The sequence below is a fragment of the Streptomyces camelliae genome (assembly GCF_027625935.1).
GTDB classification, from domain to species: domain Bacteria; phylum Actinomycetota; class Actinomycetes; order Streptomycetales; family Streptomycetaceae; genus Streptomyces; species Streptomyces camelliae.
The window spans coordinates 5,205,992-5,222,192 of sequence record NZ_CP115300.1; the positions used below are offsets into that span (position 1 = coordinate 5,205,992).

14 protein-coding genes are annotated in these 16,201 nt (G+C 70.7%); 6 read left to right on the forward strand and 8 right to left on the reverse strand.

Translation table 11 applies throughout. The features are described 5' to 3' along the window. Window positions 1-337: 337 nt before the first annotated feature. Genes O1G22_RS23820 through O1G22_RS23830 form a run of 3 tightly spaced genes read right to left on the reverse strand, consistent with a single transcriptional unit; the run spans window position 338 to window position 2,678 of the window. Window positions 338-1,114 carry an enoyl-CoA hydratase/isomerase family protein gene (locus tag O1G22_RS23820; protein WP_270083172.1) on the reverse strand — a complete coding sequence of 259 codons (777 nt, stop codon included), beginning with the start codon at window positions 1,112-1,114 and terminating at the stop codon, window positions 338-340. Further along, entirely contained in the window at window positions 1,111-1,521 is a 411-nt protein-coding gene (locus O1G22_RS23825; protein ID WP_270083173.1) for a Zn-ribbon domain-containing OB-fold protein, read from the reverse strand. Before O1G22_RS23825 ends, O1G22_RS23820 begins: the two co-directional genes overlap by 4 nt. 2 nt (window positions 1,522-1,523) lie before the next feature. Beyond that, window positions 1,524-2,678, reverse strand: coding sequence for a lipid-transfer protein (locus tag O1G22_RS23830; RefSeq protein ID WP_270083174.1), 1,155 nt, complete (start codon window positions 2,676-2,678; stop codon window positions 1,524-1,526). A gap of 87 nt (window positions 2,679-2,765) precedes the next feature. On the opposite strand from O1G22_RS23830, the gene O1G22_RS23835 reads away from it, so the two are divergent. Further along, the gene (locus O1G22_RS23835; RefSeq protein ID WP_270083175.1) at window positions 2,766-4,385 is read left to right on the forward strand and encodes a FadD3 family acyl-CoA ligase; all 1,620 of its coding nucleotides are present in this window, start codon (window positions 2,766-2,768) and stop codon (window positions 4,383-4,385) included. 1,129 nt (window positions 4,386-5,514) lie between these two features. Here the strand turns inward: O1G22_RS23835 and O1G22_RS23840 are convergent. Genes O1G22_RS23840 through O1G22_RS23850 form a run of 3 tightly spaced genes read right to left on the reverse strand, consistent with a single transcriptional unit; the run spans window position 5,515 to window position 7,616 of the window. Continuing rightward, complete coding sequence (locus tag O1G22_RS23840) at window positions 5,515-6,456, reverse strand: PDDEXK family nuclease (RefSeq protein ID WP_270083176.1); 942 nt, start codon at window positions 6,454-6,456, stop codon at window positions 5,515-5,517. Window positions 6,457-6,514: 58 nt separating this feature from the next. Beyond that, window positions 6,515-6,784: a DUF397 domain-containing protein gene (locus O1G22_RS23845; RefSeq protein WP_270083177.1), complete on the reverse strand. Its 270-nt coding sequence runs from the start codon at window positions 6,782-6,784 to the stop codon at window positions 6,515-6,517. Next, window positions 6,765-7,616 carry a helix-turn-helix domain-containing protein gene (locus O1G22_RS23850; RefSeq protein WP_270083178.1) on the reverse strand — a complete coding sequence of 284 codons (852 nt, stop codon included), beginning with the start codon at window positions 7,614-7,616 and terminating at the stop codon, window positions 6,765-6,767. The genes O1G22_RS23845 and O1G22_RS23850 overlap by 20 nt, the downstream gene beginning before the upstream one ends. Window positions 7,617-7,735: 119 nt before the next feature. Between O1G22_RS23850 and O1G22_RS23855 the strand changes: the two genes are divergently transcribed. Continuing rightward, the gene (locus O1G22_RS23855) at window positions 7,736-8,350 is read left to right on the forward strand and encodes an ATP-binding protein (protein WP_270083179.1); all 615 of its coding nucleotides are present in this window, start codon (window positions 7,736-7,738) and stop codon (window positions 8,348-8,350) included. Between the two features lie 77 nt (window positions 8,351-8,427). On the opposite strand, the gene O1G22_RS23860 is transcribed toward O1G22_RS23855, so the two are convergent. Together O1G22_RS23860 and afsR are read right to left on the reverse strand one after the other, a co-directional pair. Beyond that, complete coding sequence (locus O1G22_RS23860) at window positions 8,428-8,649, reverse strand: hypothetical protein (RefSeq protein ID WP_270083180.1); 222 nt, start codon at window positions 8,647-8,649, stop codon at window positions 8,428-8,430. A gap of 208 nt (window positions 8,650-8,857) precedes the next feature. Then, window positions 8,858-11,833, reverse strand: coding sequence for an SARP-family global regulator AfsR (afsR, locus tag O1G22_RS23865; RefSeq protein ID WP_270083181.1), 2,976 nt, complete (start codon window positions 11,831-11,833; stop codon window positions 8,858-8,860). 211 nt (window positions 11,834-12,044) lie between these two features. Between afsR and O1G22_RS23870 the strand changes: the two genes are divergently transcribed. The 4 genes from O1G22_RS23870 to O1G22_RS23885 all read left to right on the forward strand — a co-directional run bounded on the left by O1G22_RS23870 (window position 12,045) and on the right by O1G22_RS23885 (window position 16,193). Further along, window positions 12,045-13,268, forward strand: coding sequence for an amidohydrolase family protein (locus O1G22_RS23870; protein ID WP_270083182.1), 1,224 nt, complete (start codon window positions 12,045-12,047; stop codon window positions 13,266-13,268). Continuing rightward, window positions 13,265-14,197, forward strand: coding sequence for an LLM class F420-dependent oxidoreductase (locus tag O1G22_RS23875; protein ID WP_428986394.1), 933 nt, complete (start codon window positions 13,265-13,267; stop codon window positions 14,195-14,197). Before O1G22_RS23870 ends, O1G22_RS23875 begins: the two co-directional genes overlap by 4 nt. Before the next feature lie 9 nt (window positions 14,198-14,206). Beyond that, a complete protein-coding gene (locus O1G22_RS23880; RefSeq protein WP_270083183.1) occupies window positions 14,207-14,977 on the forward strand; it encodes an SDR family NAD(P)-dependent oxidoreductase in 771 nt (256 codons plus the stop codon). A 97-nt stretch (window positions 14,978-15,074) separates the two neighbouring features. Beyond that, a complete protein-coding gene (locus O1G22_RS23885; protein WP_333492345.1) occupies window positions 15,075-16,193 on the forward strand; it encodes an LLM class flavin-dependent oxidoreductase in 1,119 nt (372 codons plus the stop codon). Window positions 16,194-16,201 lie beyond the last annotated feature (8 nt).

The window sequence follows — 16,201 nt, forward strand, 5'->3', positions numbered from 1 at the left end:
CCGGTGTGTCACGGAAGGGCTCCGGACGGCGGCCGTCGCAGGCCCGACGCTACCCCCGGCGCCGGACACCCGCCACCAGGTGACCCGCCCGCCCTGCGTACTACGAGGCGCAGGCCGGCGGATCAGTGCCGGTGCTCGCCGCGGGCGGCCACGGTCCCAGCGGCGGCCCGGCCACGGGGAGCCGTGCCGCTCGCTGCTGATGTTCACCGCCTCGTGCGGGCGGCCCGGGCAGTGGTCGGCTGCCGCAGCCGGCAGTGCCGCGGCGCCCACGACGGCGGCAGTCCCGAAAGTGAGCAACAGCCCCTACGCCGATCGGGCCATCGGCAGCAAGCCCTGCCTAGCGCACCCGGAACCCGCCCCTGGGCCGCCCGGCGAACAGCTCCGCCTGCCGCTCGGCCGGCAGATTGCCGAGGGTGACGAGGTGCGGCGCCTGCGCGAACGCCTGGGCCAGGCCCGCCTCCCTGGCCGCCCACAACGCCCGCACGGTCCCCTGCACCCCCGCCGGCGGATACCCGGCGATGACACCGGCACAGCGCACGGCGGCGTCCAACGCCCCGCCCTCCTCGGTGACTTCGCAGACCAGCCCGACCTCGTGGGCCCGCCGGGCGGAGATCCGCTCGGCGGTGCCCATCAGCATCATCCGGGCCGCCTCCCCGTACGGCATCCGAGCGGCCATCAGCATCGACTCGTACGCGCTGACCATCCCGTAGGCGGTGTGCGGGTCGAAGAACTCGGCGGTCGTGTCGGCGACGACGAACTCGGCCTCCCCCAGCAGATAGAAGGCGCCGCCGCAGGCCATCCCGCGCACGGCGGCCACGACGGGCTTCCACAGGCCGTTCGCCTTGGGCCCGATGGCCAGCAACGGATCGTCCTGCATATACGGCGACGAGGGCTGCGGCACGACGACGTCCCGGTCGATCCCGGTGCAGAACGCCCGCTCCCCGCTCCCAGTGAGCACGACCGCCCGCACCGAGTCGTCGAACCTCAACGCCCGCCAGACACCGGAGAGTTCGCGAGCCATGTCCAGGTCGATGGCGTTGAGCCGGTGCGGCCGGTCGAGGGTGACGACGGCGACCCCGCTGTCCTTGTCGGCGTCGACCCGCACGCTGCTCACGCGAGCACCCACTGCGGCAGCCCGCCCTCGGGAAAGACGACACGCACCCGAGCCCCGATCCGGACCCTCTCCGGATCCAGGGAGTCGAGAGAGGCCCCGGCACGGCTGACGAGATTGCCCACGAGCCGGATGCGCGGCGTCTCCTCCAGTTCCACCATGACGACGTTGTACGGCGCCTGCGCCGCGTAATCGGGCAGGAGCGGCGGATGCGGCACGACGTACGACCACACGCGTCCGCGTCCGCTGGTGAGCCGCCACTCAGCTGCGAAGCTCTGGCAGTGCGGGCAGCAGGGCCGGGGCGGAAACCGGAGTTCACCGCAGTCGGCGCAGGCCTGGACGCGCAGTTCGCCCTGGGCGGCGTACTCCCAGAAGGGCGCGCCGTCGGTGTCGGTGACGGGAGTCAGCATCGTCAACTCCTCAGCAGGAGAGCGGAGGTGGGAACGCCTTCACCGGCGGTGACCAGACAGGTGGCGGCACCGGGCACCTGGGCCGTACTGGTCCCACGCAGCTGCTTCACCCCTTCGTTGATGAGGTTGAAGCCATGGACATAGGCCTCGGAGAGCCCGCCGCCGGAGGTGTTGAGGGGCAGCCGTCCGCCGATCTCCAGGGCCCCCTGTTCGGTGAACGCCCCGCCCTCTCCTCTCCCGCAGAAGCCGTATCCCTCCAGCGACAGCGGAACGAGGGCGGTGAAGGCGTCGTAGATCTGCGCCACGTCGACATCGTCCGCGGTGAAGTCGGCGTGCTTCCACAGCTGCCGGGCCGCGGTCCAGGCGGGGCCGGTGAGCGGGTCGTCGTTCCAGTAGTTGACCATGCCGTGGTGCTGGGCGGGCAGCCCCTGGGCGACGGAGTGGACGTAGACGGGCTTCTTGGCACAGTCCCGGGCGCGTTCCTTGGACACGAGGACACAGGCGAGTGCCCCATCCGTCTCCAGGCAGTTGTCGAAGAGACAGAGCGGCTCGCTGATCCACCGGGAGGTCATGTACATCTCGCGGGTCAGCGGCCGTTCGTACATCACGGCGGCCGGGTTCTGGTTGGCGCGGTTACGGCAGGCGAGGGCGACGTTGAAGAGATGATCCCGGGTCGCCCCGTACTCGTGCATGTACCGCCGGGCCAGCATGGCGATCTCATCAGCGGGCCGCAGCAGCCCGAAGGGCCGGGTCCACTGGGCGGGCGTGGGCAGCTGAACGGTGGTGTTGGTCCAGGGCCGGGGCCCGCTGCCGCGCTTCCGTGACCGCCAGGCGACCCCGACGGAAGCCTGCCCCGAGGCGATGGCGCCGGCGAGATGCGCGACGGTGGCACAGGACCCGCCGCCGCCGTAGGGGACTTTGCTGAAGAAGGTGAGATCCCCGAACCCGACGGCCTTGGCGAGCTCGACCTCGTCGGTCTCCTCCATGGTGTAGGAGGCGAGCCCGTCGACCTCGCCGGGTGCGATCCCCGCGTCGTCGAGCGCGGCGAGCACGGCCCGACAGGCAAGCGTCTTCTCATCCTCCGGAAGGCGCTTGGCGAACGCGGTCTGCCCGATCCCGACGATGGCGGTGGCGTCCTTCAACCCGGCGACAGTCATGGGTGGTCCCCCTCCCAGATTCCTGACAGTGCGTCAGATTACAGCTAATCTGACGGACAGTCAGCAAGCTGTCCTGGGAGGTTGGCTATGGGCGACACATGGAACACCATCCCGGAGCTGGTGCGATGGTCGGCCGAGCGGTACGCGGACACCGAGGCCGTGGTCGACGGCCGCACGAGAATCACGTACGCCGAACTCGGCACCCGGGTGGAACGCTCGGCGGCCGCCTGCCTGGCGAGCGGTGTGGAGGTGGGCGACCGGGTGGCGGTCTGGGCCCCCAACTCCCTGGACTGGATCGTCGCGGCGCTCGGCGCGGTGAGCGCGGGCGCGGTCCTGGTCCCGCTCAACACCCGCTTCAAGGGCACGGAGGCGGCGGACGTACTGCGCCGCAGCGGGGCGAGGCTGCTGTTCGTGACGGGCACGTTCCTGGGCACGTCGTACGTGGCGTCGCTGCGCAGGGCGGCGGGGGAGGGGGTACCGGCGGACGGCGCCCGTGGCCCCCTCCCCGGCCTTCCGGCGCTGGAGGAGGTGGTGGTCCTGTCGGAGGACGCACCGCCGGAGTTCCGGACGTGGAAGGAGTACGTGGCGGGAGGGGAGGGGGTTAAGGGGGAGCAAGTGCGGGTGAGGGAGCGTGGGATTGGTGGTGATGATCTGTCGGACATCATCTACACGTCGGGTACGACGGGCCGCCCCAAGGGCGCGATGATCACGCACGAGCAGACGCTGCGGGCGTACGACATCTGGGCTGAGCTGGCGGGATTGCGGGTCGGCGACCGCTACTTGATCATCAACCCCTTCTTCCACACCTTCGGCTACAAGGCGGGGGTGATCGCCTGCCTGATGCGCGGGGCGACGATGGTCCCGCAGCCGGTGTTCAACGTGGAGACGGCGCTGGCGAACATCGCGGCGGAACGCATCTCTGTCCTGCCCGGCCCTCCCACGCTCCACCAGTCGCTGCTGGACCACCCGTCCCGGGACGCGTATGACCTGTCGGCGCTGCGCCTGGTGGTGACGGGAGCGGCGGTGGTGCCGTTGACGTTGGTGGAACGCCTGCGGGGCGAACTGGGCGTGGAGACGGTCCTCACGGCGTACGGCCTGTCGGAGGCGAGCGGGGTCGTCACGATGTGCCGGCGCGACGACCCGCCGCCGCTGATCTCATCGACGTCCGGCCGGGCGATCCCGGGGACGGAGGTGAGGGTGGTGGGCGCCGCGGGCGCCCCGGTGGTGCCGGGGGTGCCGGGCGAGGTACTGGTCCGAGGCTTCAACGTCATGCGCGGCTACTACGAGGATGATGAGGCGACGGCATCGGTGATCACTCCGGACGGCTGGTTGCGTACGGGTGACGTAGGCGTCCTGGACGACTCGGGCAACCTGCGCATCACGGACCGCATCAAGGACATGTTCATCGTCGGCGGCTTCAACGCCTACCCGGCGGAGATAGAGCAGTCGCTCGCCCTCCACCCGGATGTCCGGGAGGCGGCGGTGATCGGCGTACCGGATGCGCGGCTGGGGGAAGTCGCCAAGGCCTTCGTGGTCCGCCACCCCGGCTCGGTCCTGACCTCGGACGACCTGATCGCCTGGTCCCGCCGCGAGATGGCGAACTACAAAGTGCCGAGGGCGGTGGAGTTCGTGGGGGAGCTGCCGAGGAATGCGAGCGGGAAGGTGGTGAAGGGGGTTTTGCGGGGGAGGGGGCGGGGTGAGGGGTGAGGGGATTCTCGGTGAGGGGTGAGGGGTGAGGGGTGAGGGGTGAATTGCGATGAGGGAGCTGTGAGGTTGCCGTGGGGGCCGCCCGCTTCTCGGCATTGTCGTGCTTCCACGAGGCGAGTCAAGGGCGCTCCCGTTCCGCTGCGCTCCACTCCCGCGTCGGCTCCGCCGATGGCCCTCCGGGCCACCCTTGACTCGCCTCGCTCCAGCACGGGGAAGAAGCGAGCGGGCAGCCCGGGGAAAGTGGCCGGCTCAGCCCCGCTGGGCCCTTGGGTCGGCTGCGTTCGTGTCGTCGGCTGGGGGTGCGCGGAGGGTGGGCGGGGGCACGCCGGGCGGGTTCGGCGGCTTCGGGGAGGGGGCGGGCTCGGTGAGGGAGGGCCGGTACGGGAACCTCAGGAGGCCCAGCCTGGAACCGCATCGAGTCCCAAGAGAGTCCCAGAAGTACCAGAAGTACCAGAAGTACCAGAAGTACCACGTAGGAACCCCAGAAACCCCGTGAGTCCCAGGAGCCCCGTGGACAAGGTCAGTTGGATGATTTGGGCGGGCTGGAGGGGGTGGGTTGGGTGGGCAGTGAGAGGGGGATGACCCAAAGCTTCCACTCGGGATCGGTCTCGGCCTCCAGCGTCGTGTATCCATCCCGCACCAAGCCCCAGCAGCCCCGGCCGAGCCCCACCCCGCCCCGTCGGCCCCCACCCCCACCCCCCTCAGCCGGCTCCCACTCCCCCGTCATCCGCGATGTCGCCGGTCACGTCCGTCCGGCATGCCACCTCTGCTCCCCCAGTGCCCCGCCCCCTGCGCCAGCTCTCCCTCCACTCTCCCTCCGCTCCTCCCCCTCCCGCGCGGCTTGCCGCCTACTCTGCCCGCAAGCCGCCACCGCACCCCACGCCTCCACCCACGCACCGCGTCCCCTCCGCGCCGGTCCACGGCTCGGCCGACGGTGGAGGTCAACGCCGGTCGGGACCCCGTCTTTCCGGGCCGCTCGCTTCTTCCCCGTGCTGGAGCGAGGCGAGTCAAGGGTGGCCCGGAGGGCCATCGGCGGAGCCGACGCGGGAGTGGAGCGCAGCGGAACGGGAGCGCCCTTGACTCGCCTCGTGGAAGCACGACAATGCCGAGAAGCGGGCGGCCCCCACGGTCACTTGGAGTCAGCGGTCAGGTCGGCCAGGGCGGCCCTGATCTCCTCGACCACATGCGCAGGGCGGTGGAAGACATCCTCGGCGCTGAAGCGGAGGAGGCCGCGGATCTCGGGGCACCGCAGGAGCTGGTTGAAGCGGGCGATGTCCTGGCGGTGGGCCTCACGAGTGCCGTGGTAGGCGTAGCCCTCGATCTCCACGGCCAGCCCTGCCGCCCGGAACAGGAAGTCGACGATGCGGCGGCTGCCGTCCGGTGTACGCAGCTCGACTTGGCTCTCGGGATGGAGACCGGCGTCGTACATGCGCAGCCGGGCCACGGTCTCCGCCGGGGAACCGGCGAGCGGATCGCACAGCCCCAGCCAACCCCGGGCGCGGACTCCTCCCTGAGCCTTCCCCATCGACTGGAGTGCGGCGGCGATTTCCTCCTGCTCGGTGAGCGGTGCGCGGCGGACGTGTCCGACCCGGCGGTACGTCAGGGCCGACTCCACGGCGACGAGCGCCTCGTCCCTCGGGCCCCGCCGGAGCAGGTCGGCAAGCGTGCGGGGCGGGACGGTGAGCCGTAACCCCTGTCGTTCCACCACCTCCGTCCTGCTGAGCGGCATTCGGTGGACGTGTACGTCACTGGCCAGGCGCCGGATGGCGAGCTGCGGGTCGATGAACTCAAGGGGGGCCTTACTGCGGTTGCCGAGCAGCTCGATCTTCCAAAGGGCTGCCGCTGAACCATGGCTCACGATCAGCCGGGGTTCGCGGAGCAACACGGCCCGCAGCCGCGTCAGCAGGTCCGGGTCCCGTCCCGGTTCCGCCCAGGCACCCTGCCGAAGCTGGGTCCAGCCCTCTGCCCGCAGCGCACGCGTGAGACCCCGCCGAGGCCAGCCGGCCTCAACGGCATGTGAGGTGAGGAGGACGCCCCTGTCCGCCAACGCCCTCAGGTCCCTTCGCTCCACCAGGGCAAGATCGCAGAAATCCCCAATTGCCGCTTGTCCTGTGGATAACCGGGCGAGGTCAGCCCTTCAGAGACCCGAGGAAGGCGCTCCAGGCGACGGGCCTGAAGAGGAGTACCGGACCGTCCTGGGCCTTCTTCGAGTCGCGGACGGGGATCACCAGGCGGGGGTGGGCGTCGGAGACTTCGATGCACTCGCCGCCGCTTCCGTTGCTGTAGCTGCTCTTGCGCCACGGGAGGTCGGCTACTTCGACGCACTCTCCGCCGGTGCCATTGCTGTAGCTGCTCTTGCGCCACACGGCTGTGCTCAGGTCAATCCCGGTGCTTGCCATCTCGGTAGTCCTCTGCCGCAGCCTCGATGATCGCAAGGGACGCCTCAGGCGGCAGTGCGGCGGCCCTGAGCAGATCGTACGACTCGCGGTACTGCTTCACGAGCGCCGGATCGTCGATGAGTTGGCCGCTGTGGAGGGACTCGGTGTACACCACCGGAGGCGCGTCCGGGAAGGTCATGAACCTGGTCATGCCCATCATGAACGGATGGACGCCGGTGGTTTGCGGGACGATCTGCAGAATGGAGTGCGTGCTCCTCACCACCTGCGCGATGTGCTGCAGCAGTTCCTTCATCCGCTCATCGGGCAGCGCCGGTCGCCGGATCAGCGACTCCTCCAGGACCGCCCAGAACTTGGGCGGGTTCTCCGAGCCGAAGATCTTGGCTCGTTCCATGCGGGCGTTGACCTTCTCCTCGACCTCTTCGTCCGAGGCTCGGGGCATGGCGGCTCGTACGATCGCGCGGGCGTAGGCCGCTGTCTGGAGCAGCCCCGGCACCAGCATCGGCGCCCAGTCCTCGATCGTCTCCGCATGCTGCTCCATCTCCGCCACATCCGCGAAGTACTCCGCATGTCCCGACTGCCGTGCCCGGCGCGCATCTTCACAACGCCGCTCGAAAAACCCGTCCGTCCTCAGCACCTTGTCGACGTGCCGGGCCAGATCCAGGGGCATGCGCCGCTCGGCCCGTTCGATCTGGCTCAGGAACGGGACGCCCCGGAAGCTTCCTTCCGCCAGTTGCTCCAGCGTCAGCCCCGCCAGCTCCCGTCGATAGCGCAACTCGGCTCCGTAGAAGGAAGGGACGTTGGCCGATGCGTCAGGATCCTTGCGTGGGGGCACAACTCATCACCGCCGTTTGCCTGTTGCGCTGCGTAGCCGAAACCTCTTCAAAAGGTACCGGCGCCAGCGGCACCGTGTGACTGTTTCGTCACAGAGAGCACAGGAAGGCGTACGCAACCGTGTCGTCCTCGAACTCCGCCCATGACATGACCCTCTGCGTGGATGACCTGCGCGCAGCCCTTTCCGCCCACGGCATCACCCTGCCGTCCCTCCAGGTGGACCTGCTGGGCCTGGCGGGCACGTACCGGCCCCCGGCCGGCCTGGTCGCGCTCGGCAACTGCAATGCCGCTACGGCGCGCAGGCTGGCGGCGGTGCTGCGCGGCTCCGGTGCGTCATCGAGCCCGCCGCCGCTGGACGTGGAGCTTCCCGCGGTACCGAAGGCGCTCCAGGGGCTTCGCCGTACCGTTCGCCGCTACCTGGACGCGCCCTGCGCCGAAGTCCAGCTCTGCGTCACCGAACTCGTCACCAACGTGATCCGGCATGTGGGGGAGGGAACCCCGGTCCGTGTGCGTGTGGCCCGGACGGCCGGCGATCGCATCCGCATCGAGGTGACGGACCCGGCCGGGCAAGCTCTCCCCGTGTCCGCGTCTGGCTCGCTCGATGATGAGGAGGGACGCGGTCTCGCGCTGCTGGAGGCGGTGGCGCTGAGGTGGGGCGTGGAGCAGGGGGTGGCGGGCAAGACGGTGTGGTGCGAGTTGGGCGATGTCAAAGGTTCCCGCCACGGATTGACCTGAACCTGCCGATGACACACCTCGGCCGCGACGGCTCCCCCTCGGCGCCGTCGCGGCCGGTCCCCCGTGCGGGAGGTGGCTCAGCTGGGGTCGGACGTGATGTGGACGTTGTCCGTGGTCACCGTGTCGGAGCCCGTGGCAGGCGCGTCGGTGATGTGGACGTTGTCCGTGGTGACCGTGCCCGTGCCCTTGGCCGGAGCGTCGGTGATGTGGACGTTGTCAGGGCTCACCGCGGCGGGCGCGTCGGTGATGTGGACGTTGTCCGGGCTGACGGTCTGCTCGTCCTTCGTGGTGTCGCTCATGGTGCTTCCTCCCCATTGGCGCTGTACTCGTCATGTCCGGTCCGTCCGGTCGTTCCCCCGATCGACGACCGGACGGACCCGGGATCGCCCAACCCTAGATCGTTCGCACGGGCGATCTCACAGCCGGTCCGTCTGCCCCCCGACGCGACGGATCGACAGGACGAGACTGCCGTGCGGCGATAAACGAACGATGAACGTCCGCGCCGGCTCAGGCCGCCGCGGTCGGCGCCAGCAGCGCACGGACGGTCTCGGCCTCCGGCGACTGGAGCGACTCGTAGATGGACAAGGCCTCCTGCCAGCACACCTGGGCCCGTCCGGACTGCCCGATGCCGGCGAGCGCCCGGCCGAGCACGGTGAGGACGTTCCCGCGCCGCCATTCGCCGCCGATCCCACGGAGCACGGTCAGCGCGGCCTCGGCGCTGACCGAGGCCTGGGCGTGCCGACCGGCCGTCAGATCCAGTTCGGCGAGCCGGAACAGTGTCATCCCCTCCCACAACCGCTGACGGCTCTCCCGGAAGACCGCCAGCGCCTCGTGCAGCCGCTCGGCGGCCTCGGCGGGCAGGCCGTTCTGGGTGAGGGCCATCCCCAGGGCGTAGCGCCCGTTGGCGGTCTTCACGGCGTGCCCCAGGCCCTCGTACATGTCGACGCCCTGCTGGGCCAGTTCGACGGCGCTCTGCGGACGTCCCGTGACGACGTGGATGCGGGACAGGTTGCACAGGACGCTGGCTTCCCCGGCGCGGTCGCCGCAGTCCCGGAAGTCCGCGAGAGCTTGCTTGAGGTGTTCTTCGGCGTCGGCGTAGCGGCGCTGGTAGAAGGCCATGGCGCCACGGATGTTCGCCGCCCAGCAGCGGGCCAGGGGATCGCAGGAGGGATCCCCCAGGAGCAGCGACTCCCGGGCCGACTCGTCCGCCTCGGTGAAACGCCCCGACAGCTGGTGGGCGTTGGCCAGGACGACCGCGGCCCGCACCTGGGCCCGCTTGTCCCCGCATGCCCGTGCCGCGTTGCGGAGGGCGAGTGCGGCGGCGTCGTACTCCCGTGAGTTGGCGCCGGACTCGGTCAGGTCGACGGCGGTCCACAGCAGGTCGATGGCGCGCGGCAGGGTCCCCGGGCCCGTGAACTGGCGCACACACGCGAGCAGGGACACGGCCTCCGCGTACAGCCAGTCCTGGGCGTGCCGCCGGTCCTCGAATCTCAGCCCCGGATACTCGGTCGGCTGCAGATGGTCCACGACCCGATCCCCCGGCCGCTCCATCGCATACACCTGCGCCGCCGTCCCCAGATAAAAGTCCAGCAGCCTCGACATCGCCGCCTCCCGCTCACCCGGCGGCTGCTCGTCCCTCTCCGCGCAAGCCCGCGCGTACAGCCGGACCAGGTCATGGAAGCGGTACCGTCCAGGCGCCGCCGACTCCAGCAGGGACGTGTCCACCAGGGACTCCAGCAGGTCCTCGGTGTCCTCCACGGGCAGATCGAGGACCGCCGCCGCAGCCGCCAGCGAGATGTCCGGGCCGTCGGCCAGTCCCAGCAACCGGAACGCCCGGGCCTGGGCCGGCTCCAGCTGCCCGTACCCGAGCTCGAAGGTCGCCTTCACCGCCAGGTCACCGGCCTGGAGCTCGTCCAGCCGGCGGCGCTCGTCCGCCAGCTTGGCCGCCAGGACCGAGACCGTCCACGTGCGGCGGGCCGCCAGGCGGGAGGCGGCGATGCGGATCGCCAGCGGGAGGAAGCCGCACGCCGCCACCACGTCCAGCGCGGCCTCCCGCTCCGCCGCCACCCGCTCCTCGCCCACGATCCTCGTGAACAGCGCCAGCGCCTCGTCCGGGGACATCACGTCCAGGTCCACCAGGTGGGCGCCCGCCAGATCCACCATGCGGACGCGGGACGTCACCAGGGCCGCGCAGCCCTCCGTGCCCGGCAGGAGCGGGCGTACCTGGGCCGCGTCCTTCGCGTTGTCCAGCAGGACCAGGACCCGGCGGCCGTCCAGCACCGAGCGGTACAGGGCCGCGCGCTCCTCCAGGGAGTCCGGGATCGCCGAGTCCGCCGTGCCCAGAGCCCGCAGAAAGGAGCCCAGTACCGTCTCCGGTTCCGCCGGACGTGGGCCCGCGCCCTGGAGGTCGACGTACAGCTGGCCGTCCGGGAAGGCACCCCGCGCCCGGTGGGCCACATGCACCGCCAGGGTCGTCTTGCCCACCCCGCCGATGCCCGCCAGCGCCGACACCGCCATCACGCGGCCCCCGCAGTCCCGGGACTCCGATGCCGACGCCAGCACCTCGCTCAGCTCGGCCACGAAGGACGACCGCCCCGTGAAGTCCGGGACCGACGCCGGGAGCTGGGCCGGGCGCACCGGTACGACGGCCGGTTCCGTGGCGGGTGACGACGGTTCCGCCAGCGCCGGGTCCGCCTGCAAAATCCTTTGCTGCAACTCCCGCAGTCCCGCCCGCGGGTCCACGCCCAGCTCCTCCGACAGCAGGCGGCGGGTGTCGGCGTAGACCGCCAGGGCCTCCGCCTGCCGGCCGCTGCGGTACAGGGCGAGCATCAGCAGCTCGCGCAGGCGCTCCCGGAGGGGGTGGGCCGCGGTCAGCGCCGTCAGCTCCGAGACAGCCTCCGCGTGGCAGCCCTGCTCCAGGTCCATGTCCAGGCGGGATTCGAGGAGGCCCAGGCGCCACTCCTCCAGGCGGACCCGCTGGGTCTCGGCGTACGGGCCGGGGACGCCGGCCAGCGGTTCGCCGTCCCACCTGCCCAGGGCCTCGTTCAGCAGCTCGCGGGACCGGCACAGATCGCCGGCCGCCCGCGCCTTCTCCGCCTGCGCCGCCAGCTCCTGGGCCTCGGCCAGGTCCAGGGCGCCCTCGCCGAGGCCCCGGATCGCATAGCCGCCGGACTCGCTGACCAGCACGCCGGGGTCGAGGATCTTCCGCAGGCGCGAGGCGTACGTACGCACGGCCGCCAGCGCCTGCGACGGGGGCTCGTCGCCCCAGAGCGCGTCGATGAGCTCCGCCGCCGTCGCCGTACGGCCCGCGCGCAGCAGCAGGGCGGCCAGCAGGGCGCGCTGCTGCGGGGAGCCCGTGCTCAGCGGCTCGGTGCCGCGCCAGGCCCGCACCGGACCGAGCACGCCGAACCGCAGCGCCTCCGGCTCCGTGACGGTCACGGATCCGGGACGCCGCTGCTCAGGCACTCGCGGCCCACCGTCCATGCGTTCGTCCCCCTCGGCATCACGAACAACCCCGTCAGTTTGCCTTGTTCCGGGCGGTTGCGTCAGCCGTGGGAGACGCCGATCACAGACCGGCACACCTGAGCACACAAGGCCCTCACACGGTCTTCGCACACGTTCGCACAGAGGGGACCGGAACGGATCACGACCCCGATAGCTGACGGACCGTCAGATCGGCGCTACCGTGAGGCCCATGGAGACCACACAGTTCCCGCTGATCATCTCCGTCGACGACCACACCGTGGAGCCCGCCACCGTCTGGCAGGAGCGGCTGCCGAAGAAGTACCTGGACGTCGGGCCTCGTATCGTGCGCGCGCCGCTGAAGGAGATGACCTTCCTCGGCGGACGGTTCAAGCCCGTCATGGGCCGGCCGGGCAGTGACGACGGGCCCGTCGGCGACTGGTGGGTCTACGAAGACCTCCGGCGGCCCCTCACCCGTCTCGACACCGCCGTCGGGTACGACAGGGACGAGGTCAGGCTCGAAGTCATCACGTACGAGCAGATGCGGGCCGGGTCGTACGACGTGCCCGCCCGGCTCGCCGACATGGACGTCAACCACGTCCAGTCGGCCGTCTGCTTCCCCACCTTCCCCCGCTTCTGCGGGCAGACCTTCACCGAGGCCGCCGACAAGGAGCTCGGCCTGCTGTGCGTGCGCGCCTACAACGACTGGATGGTGGAGGAGTGGTGCGGCCCGGACGCGCACGGGCGGCTCATACCGCTCACCCTCATACCCCTGTGGGACGCCCGCCTCGCCGCCGAGGAGGTCCGGCGCAACGCGGCCCGCGGGGTGCGGGCCGTCGCCTTCTCCGAGATGCCCCCGCACCTGGGCCTGCCGTCCGTCCACGGCGACGACTGGGACCCCTTCTTCGCCGCGTGCGACGAGACCGGCACGGTCATCGCCATGCACATCGGCTCCAGCAGCCGTATGCCCTCCACCTCCGCCGACGCCCCGCCCGCCGTCGGCTCCACCATCACCTTCGCCAACTGCTGCTTCTCGATGGTGGACTGGCTGATGAGCGGCAAGTTCGAGCGCTTCCCGAACCTCAAGGTCATGTACGCGGAAGGGCAGATCGGGTGGATCCCGTACATCCTTGAGCGCGCCGATGTGGTGTGGGAGGAGAACCGGGGGTGGGGCGGGGTCGCCGGCAAGGTCACCCGACCGCCGTCCGAGACCTTCGCCGGGCACGTCTACGGCTGCTTCTTCGACGACGCCTTCGGGCTGCGCAATCTGGACTCCATCGGCGTCGGCAACGTCCTGTACGAGACGGACTACCCGCACTCCGACTCCACCTGGCCCAAGTCCCGCGAGGTCGGCGAGGCGCAGATGGGGCATCTGCCGGCCGATGTGGTCGAGCGGATCGTGCGCGGCAACGCCATCGAGCTGCTGGGGCTCACCCCCGAAGGACTCTGGCGGTGAGTGCCCCGGCCCTGGCCTACGGCATCCAGCTTCCCGTCCAGTCCCAGAGCACCCTCTACACCGAGCGCTGGGAGACGGAAGCCGGGCCGGAGGATCTGGTGGCGGTGGCGCGGGCCGTGGACCGGGCCGGGTTCGCGTACCTCGCCGTCTGCGATCATGTGGCCATTCCGCGCCGGCTGGCCCCGGCCATGAGCACGGTCTGGTACGACCCCGTCGCCACCCTCGCCCACCTCGCCGCCGTGACCGAGCGGGTGCGCCTGCTCAGCCATGTGGCCGTCGTGGGGCTCCGGCATCCGCTCCTCACCGCCAAGCAGTACGCCACCCTCGATCACCTCTCCGGCGGGCGGCTGATCCTCGGGGTGGGCGCCGGGCATGTGCGGGAGGAGTTCGAGGCGGTCGGGGCCGACTTCGAGCGGCGGGGAGCCGTGCTGGACGAGAGCATCGACGCCCTGCGCGCCGCCCTCGGGCCGGAGGAGTTCCCCGAGCACCACGGCAAGCTCTACGACTTCGCCGGCCTCGGCCAGCGGCCCCGGCCCGCCCAGCCGCACGTCCCGCTCTGGGTGGGCGGCTCCTCGCCCGCCGCCGTACGCCGGGCCGCGCTGAAGGGCGACGGCTGGCTGCCGCAGGGGGACCCACGGGAGCGGCTGCCCGCGCAGATCGACCGGATACGGCGCCTGCGCGCGGATCGGGGGCCGGTGGGGCCGTTCACGGTCGGGGCCGTCACCGAGCCGCTGTACGTCGGGCGGGCCGGCTGGGAGGTCGGGCGGCGGACCCTGACCGGGGCGCCGGAGGAGATCGCCGCGTCGCTGCGGGCGTACCGGGCGATGGGCGTGGATCAGATCCAGGTGCGGTTCCGCAGCCGGAGCCGTAGCGAACTCATCGAGCAGATCGAAGCGTTCGGGGCGGAGGTCGCGCCCCGGTTGAGCTGAGGAGTGCGCATGGGCAAGCTGGACGGGCGGGTCGTCATCGTCACCGGGGCGGCGCGCGGGCAGGGCGAGCAGGAGGCGCGGCTGTTCGCGGCCGAGGGCGCGAAAGTCGTCGTGGCGGATGTGCTGGACGAGCAGGGGGAGGCGCTGGCCGGTGAGCTGGGGGCGCTGTACGTCCACCTGGACGTGAGCCGGGAGGCGGACTGGGTGGCCGCGGTGGCGGCCGTGAAGCAGGCGTACGGCGGGGTCGACGGGCTGGTCAACAACGCGGGGATCCTGCGCTTCAACGCCCTCGTGGACACCCCGCTGGACGAGTTCATGCAGGTCGTGCAGGTGAACCAGGTCGGCTGCTTCCTCGGGATCAGGACCGTGGCGCCGGAGCTGTCCGACGGGGGCACCATCGTCAACACCGCCTCGTACACGGCGCTGACCGGGATGGCGGCGGTCGGGACGTACGCGGCGACCAAGCACGCGATCCTCGGCCTCACGCGGGTCGCCGCCCTGGAGCTGGCGCCCCGGGGGATTCGGGTCAACGCCATGTGTCCGGGCGCGGTCGACACGGCGATGTCCAACCCGTCCCGGCTGGATCCGGACGCGGACCCGGCGGAGATGACCAGGGCCCTCGACGAGCTCTACCGCAAGCTCGTGCCGCTCGGGCGGATCGGGCGGGCGGAGGAGGTCGCCCGGCTGGCGCTGTTCCTCACCTGCGACGACTCCTCGTACATCACCGGGCAGCCGTTCGTCATCGACGGGGGCTGGCTGGCGGGGGTCAGCGTCATCTGACTGTCCGTCAGCTATTGACGAATCTGACGAAGCGTCAGAAAGTCTTAGGAACTCGCAGGACTCGCAGTGATCACCTGGACTGGGACGGTGAACCGCCGTGGAATTCGGGCTCTTTGTACAGGGATACGTGGGCAAGCGCGCCGAGACCGACCCGCTCGCCGAGCACAAGGCACTGATGGAGGAGACCGAGTACGTCATCCAGGCGGACAAGTCCGGCTTCAAGTACGCCTGGGCCTCCGAGCACCACTTCCTGGAGGAGTACTCGCACCTGTCCGCCAACGACGTGTTCCTGGGCTACCTGGCGCACGCGACCGACCGCATCCACCTGGGCTCGGGCATCTTCAACCCGCTCGCCCAGGTCAACCACCCGGTCAAGGTCGCCGAGAAGGTCGCCATGCTGGACCACCTCAGCGAGGGCCGCTTCGAGTTCGGCAGCGGGCGGGGTGCAGGGTCGCACGAGATCCTCGGGTTCATACCGGGTGTGACCGACATGAACTACACGAAGGAGATCTGGGAGGAGACGATCGCCGAGTTCCCGAAGATGTGGCTCCAGGACGAGTACGCGGGCTTCCAGGGCAAGCACTGGCAGCTCCCGCCGAGGAAGGTCCTGCCGAAGCCCTACGGGAAGTCCCACCCGGCGATGTGGTACGCGGCCGGGTCGCCGGCGTCGTACGCCATGGCCGCGAAGAAGGGGCTCGGCGTGCTCGGCTTCAGCATCCAGAAGGTCTCCGACATGGAGTGGGTGCTGGAGCAGTACAAGACGGCGGTCGTGAACGCGGAACCCGTCGGGGACTTCGTCAACGACAACGTGATGGTGACGACGACCGCGATCTGCGCGCCGACGCACGACGAGGCGATCCGGATCGCGGTGGGCGGCGGGCTGCACTATCTGCCCTCGCTGGTCTTCCGCTACCACGACACGTTCCCCCGCCCGGAGGGCTTCCCGGTCTGGCCGGAGACGCTGCCCGAGTACACCCCGGAGTTCGTGGAGCTGCTCGTCGAGGAGGAGCTGCTGATCTGCGGGGACCCGGACGAGGTGCTGCGCCAGTGCAAGCGGTGGGAGCAGGCGGGCGCCGACCAGCTGAGCTTCGGGCTGCCGGTGGGCGTGCCGAAGGAGGAGACGCTGCAGACGATCCGGCTGATCGGGGAGCATGTGATTCCGAAGATCGACACGGATCCGGTGCATCGGACGTCGCGATTCCGCCAGGCCGTCTGAGGGGGCCC

Excerpts from the sequence above, each read along its gene's own strand:
- O1G22_RS23825 (WP_270083173.1), bottom strand. The coding sequence starts at position 1,521 with ATGCTGACTCCCGTCACCGACACCGACGGCGCGCCCTTCTGGGAGTAC.
- O1G22_RS23830 (WP_270083174.1), bottom strand. The coding sequence starts at position 2,678 with ATGACTGTCGCCGGGTTGAAGGACGCCACCGCCATCGTCGGGATCGGG.
- O1G22_RS23835 (WP_270083175.1), top strand. The coding sequence starts at position 2,766 with ATGGGCGACACATGGAACACCATCCCGGAGCTGGTGCGATGGTCGGCC.
- O1G22_RS23845 (WP_270083177.1), bottom strand. The coding sequence starts at position 6,784 with ATGGCAAGCACCGGGATTGACCTGAGCACAGCCGTGTGGCGCAAGAGC.
- O1G22_RS23860 (WP_270083180.1), bottom strand. The coding sequence starts at position 8,649 with ATGAGCGACACCACGAAGGACGAGCAGACCGTCAGCCCGGACAACGTC.
- afsR (WP_270083181.1), bottom strand. The coding sequence starts at position 11,833 with ATGGACGGTGGGCCGCGAGTGCCTGAGCAGCGGCGTCCCGGATCCGTG.
- O1G22_RS23870 (WP_270083182.1), top strand. The coding sequence starts at position 12,045 with ATGGAGACCACACAGTTCCCGCTGATCATCTCCGTCGACGACCACACC.
- O1G22_RS23880 (WP_270083183.1), top strand. The coding sequence starts at position 14,207 with ATGGGCAAGCTGGACGGGCGGGTCGTCATCGTCACCGGGGCGGCGCGC.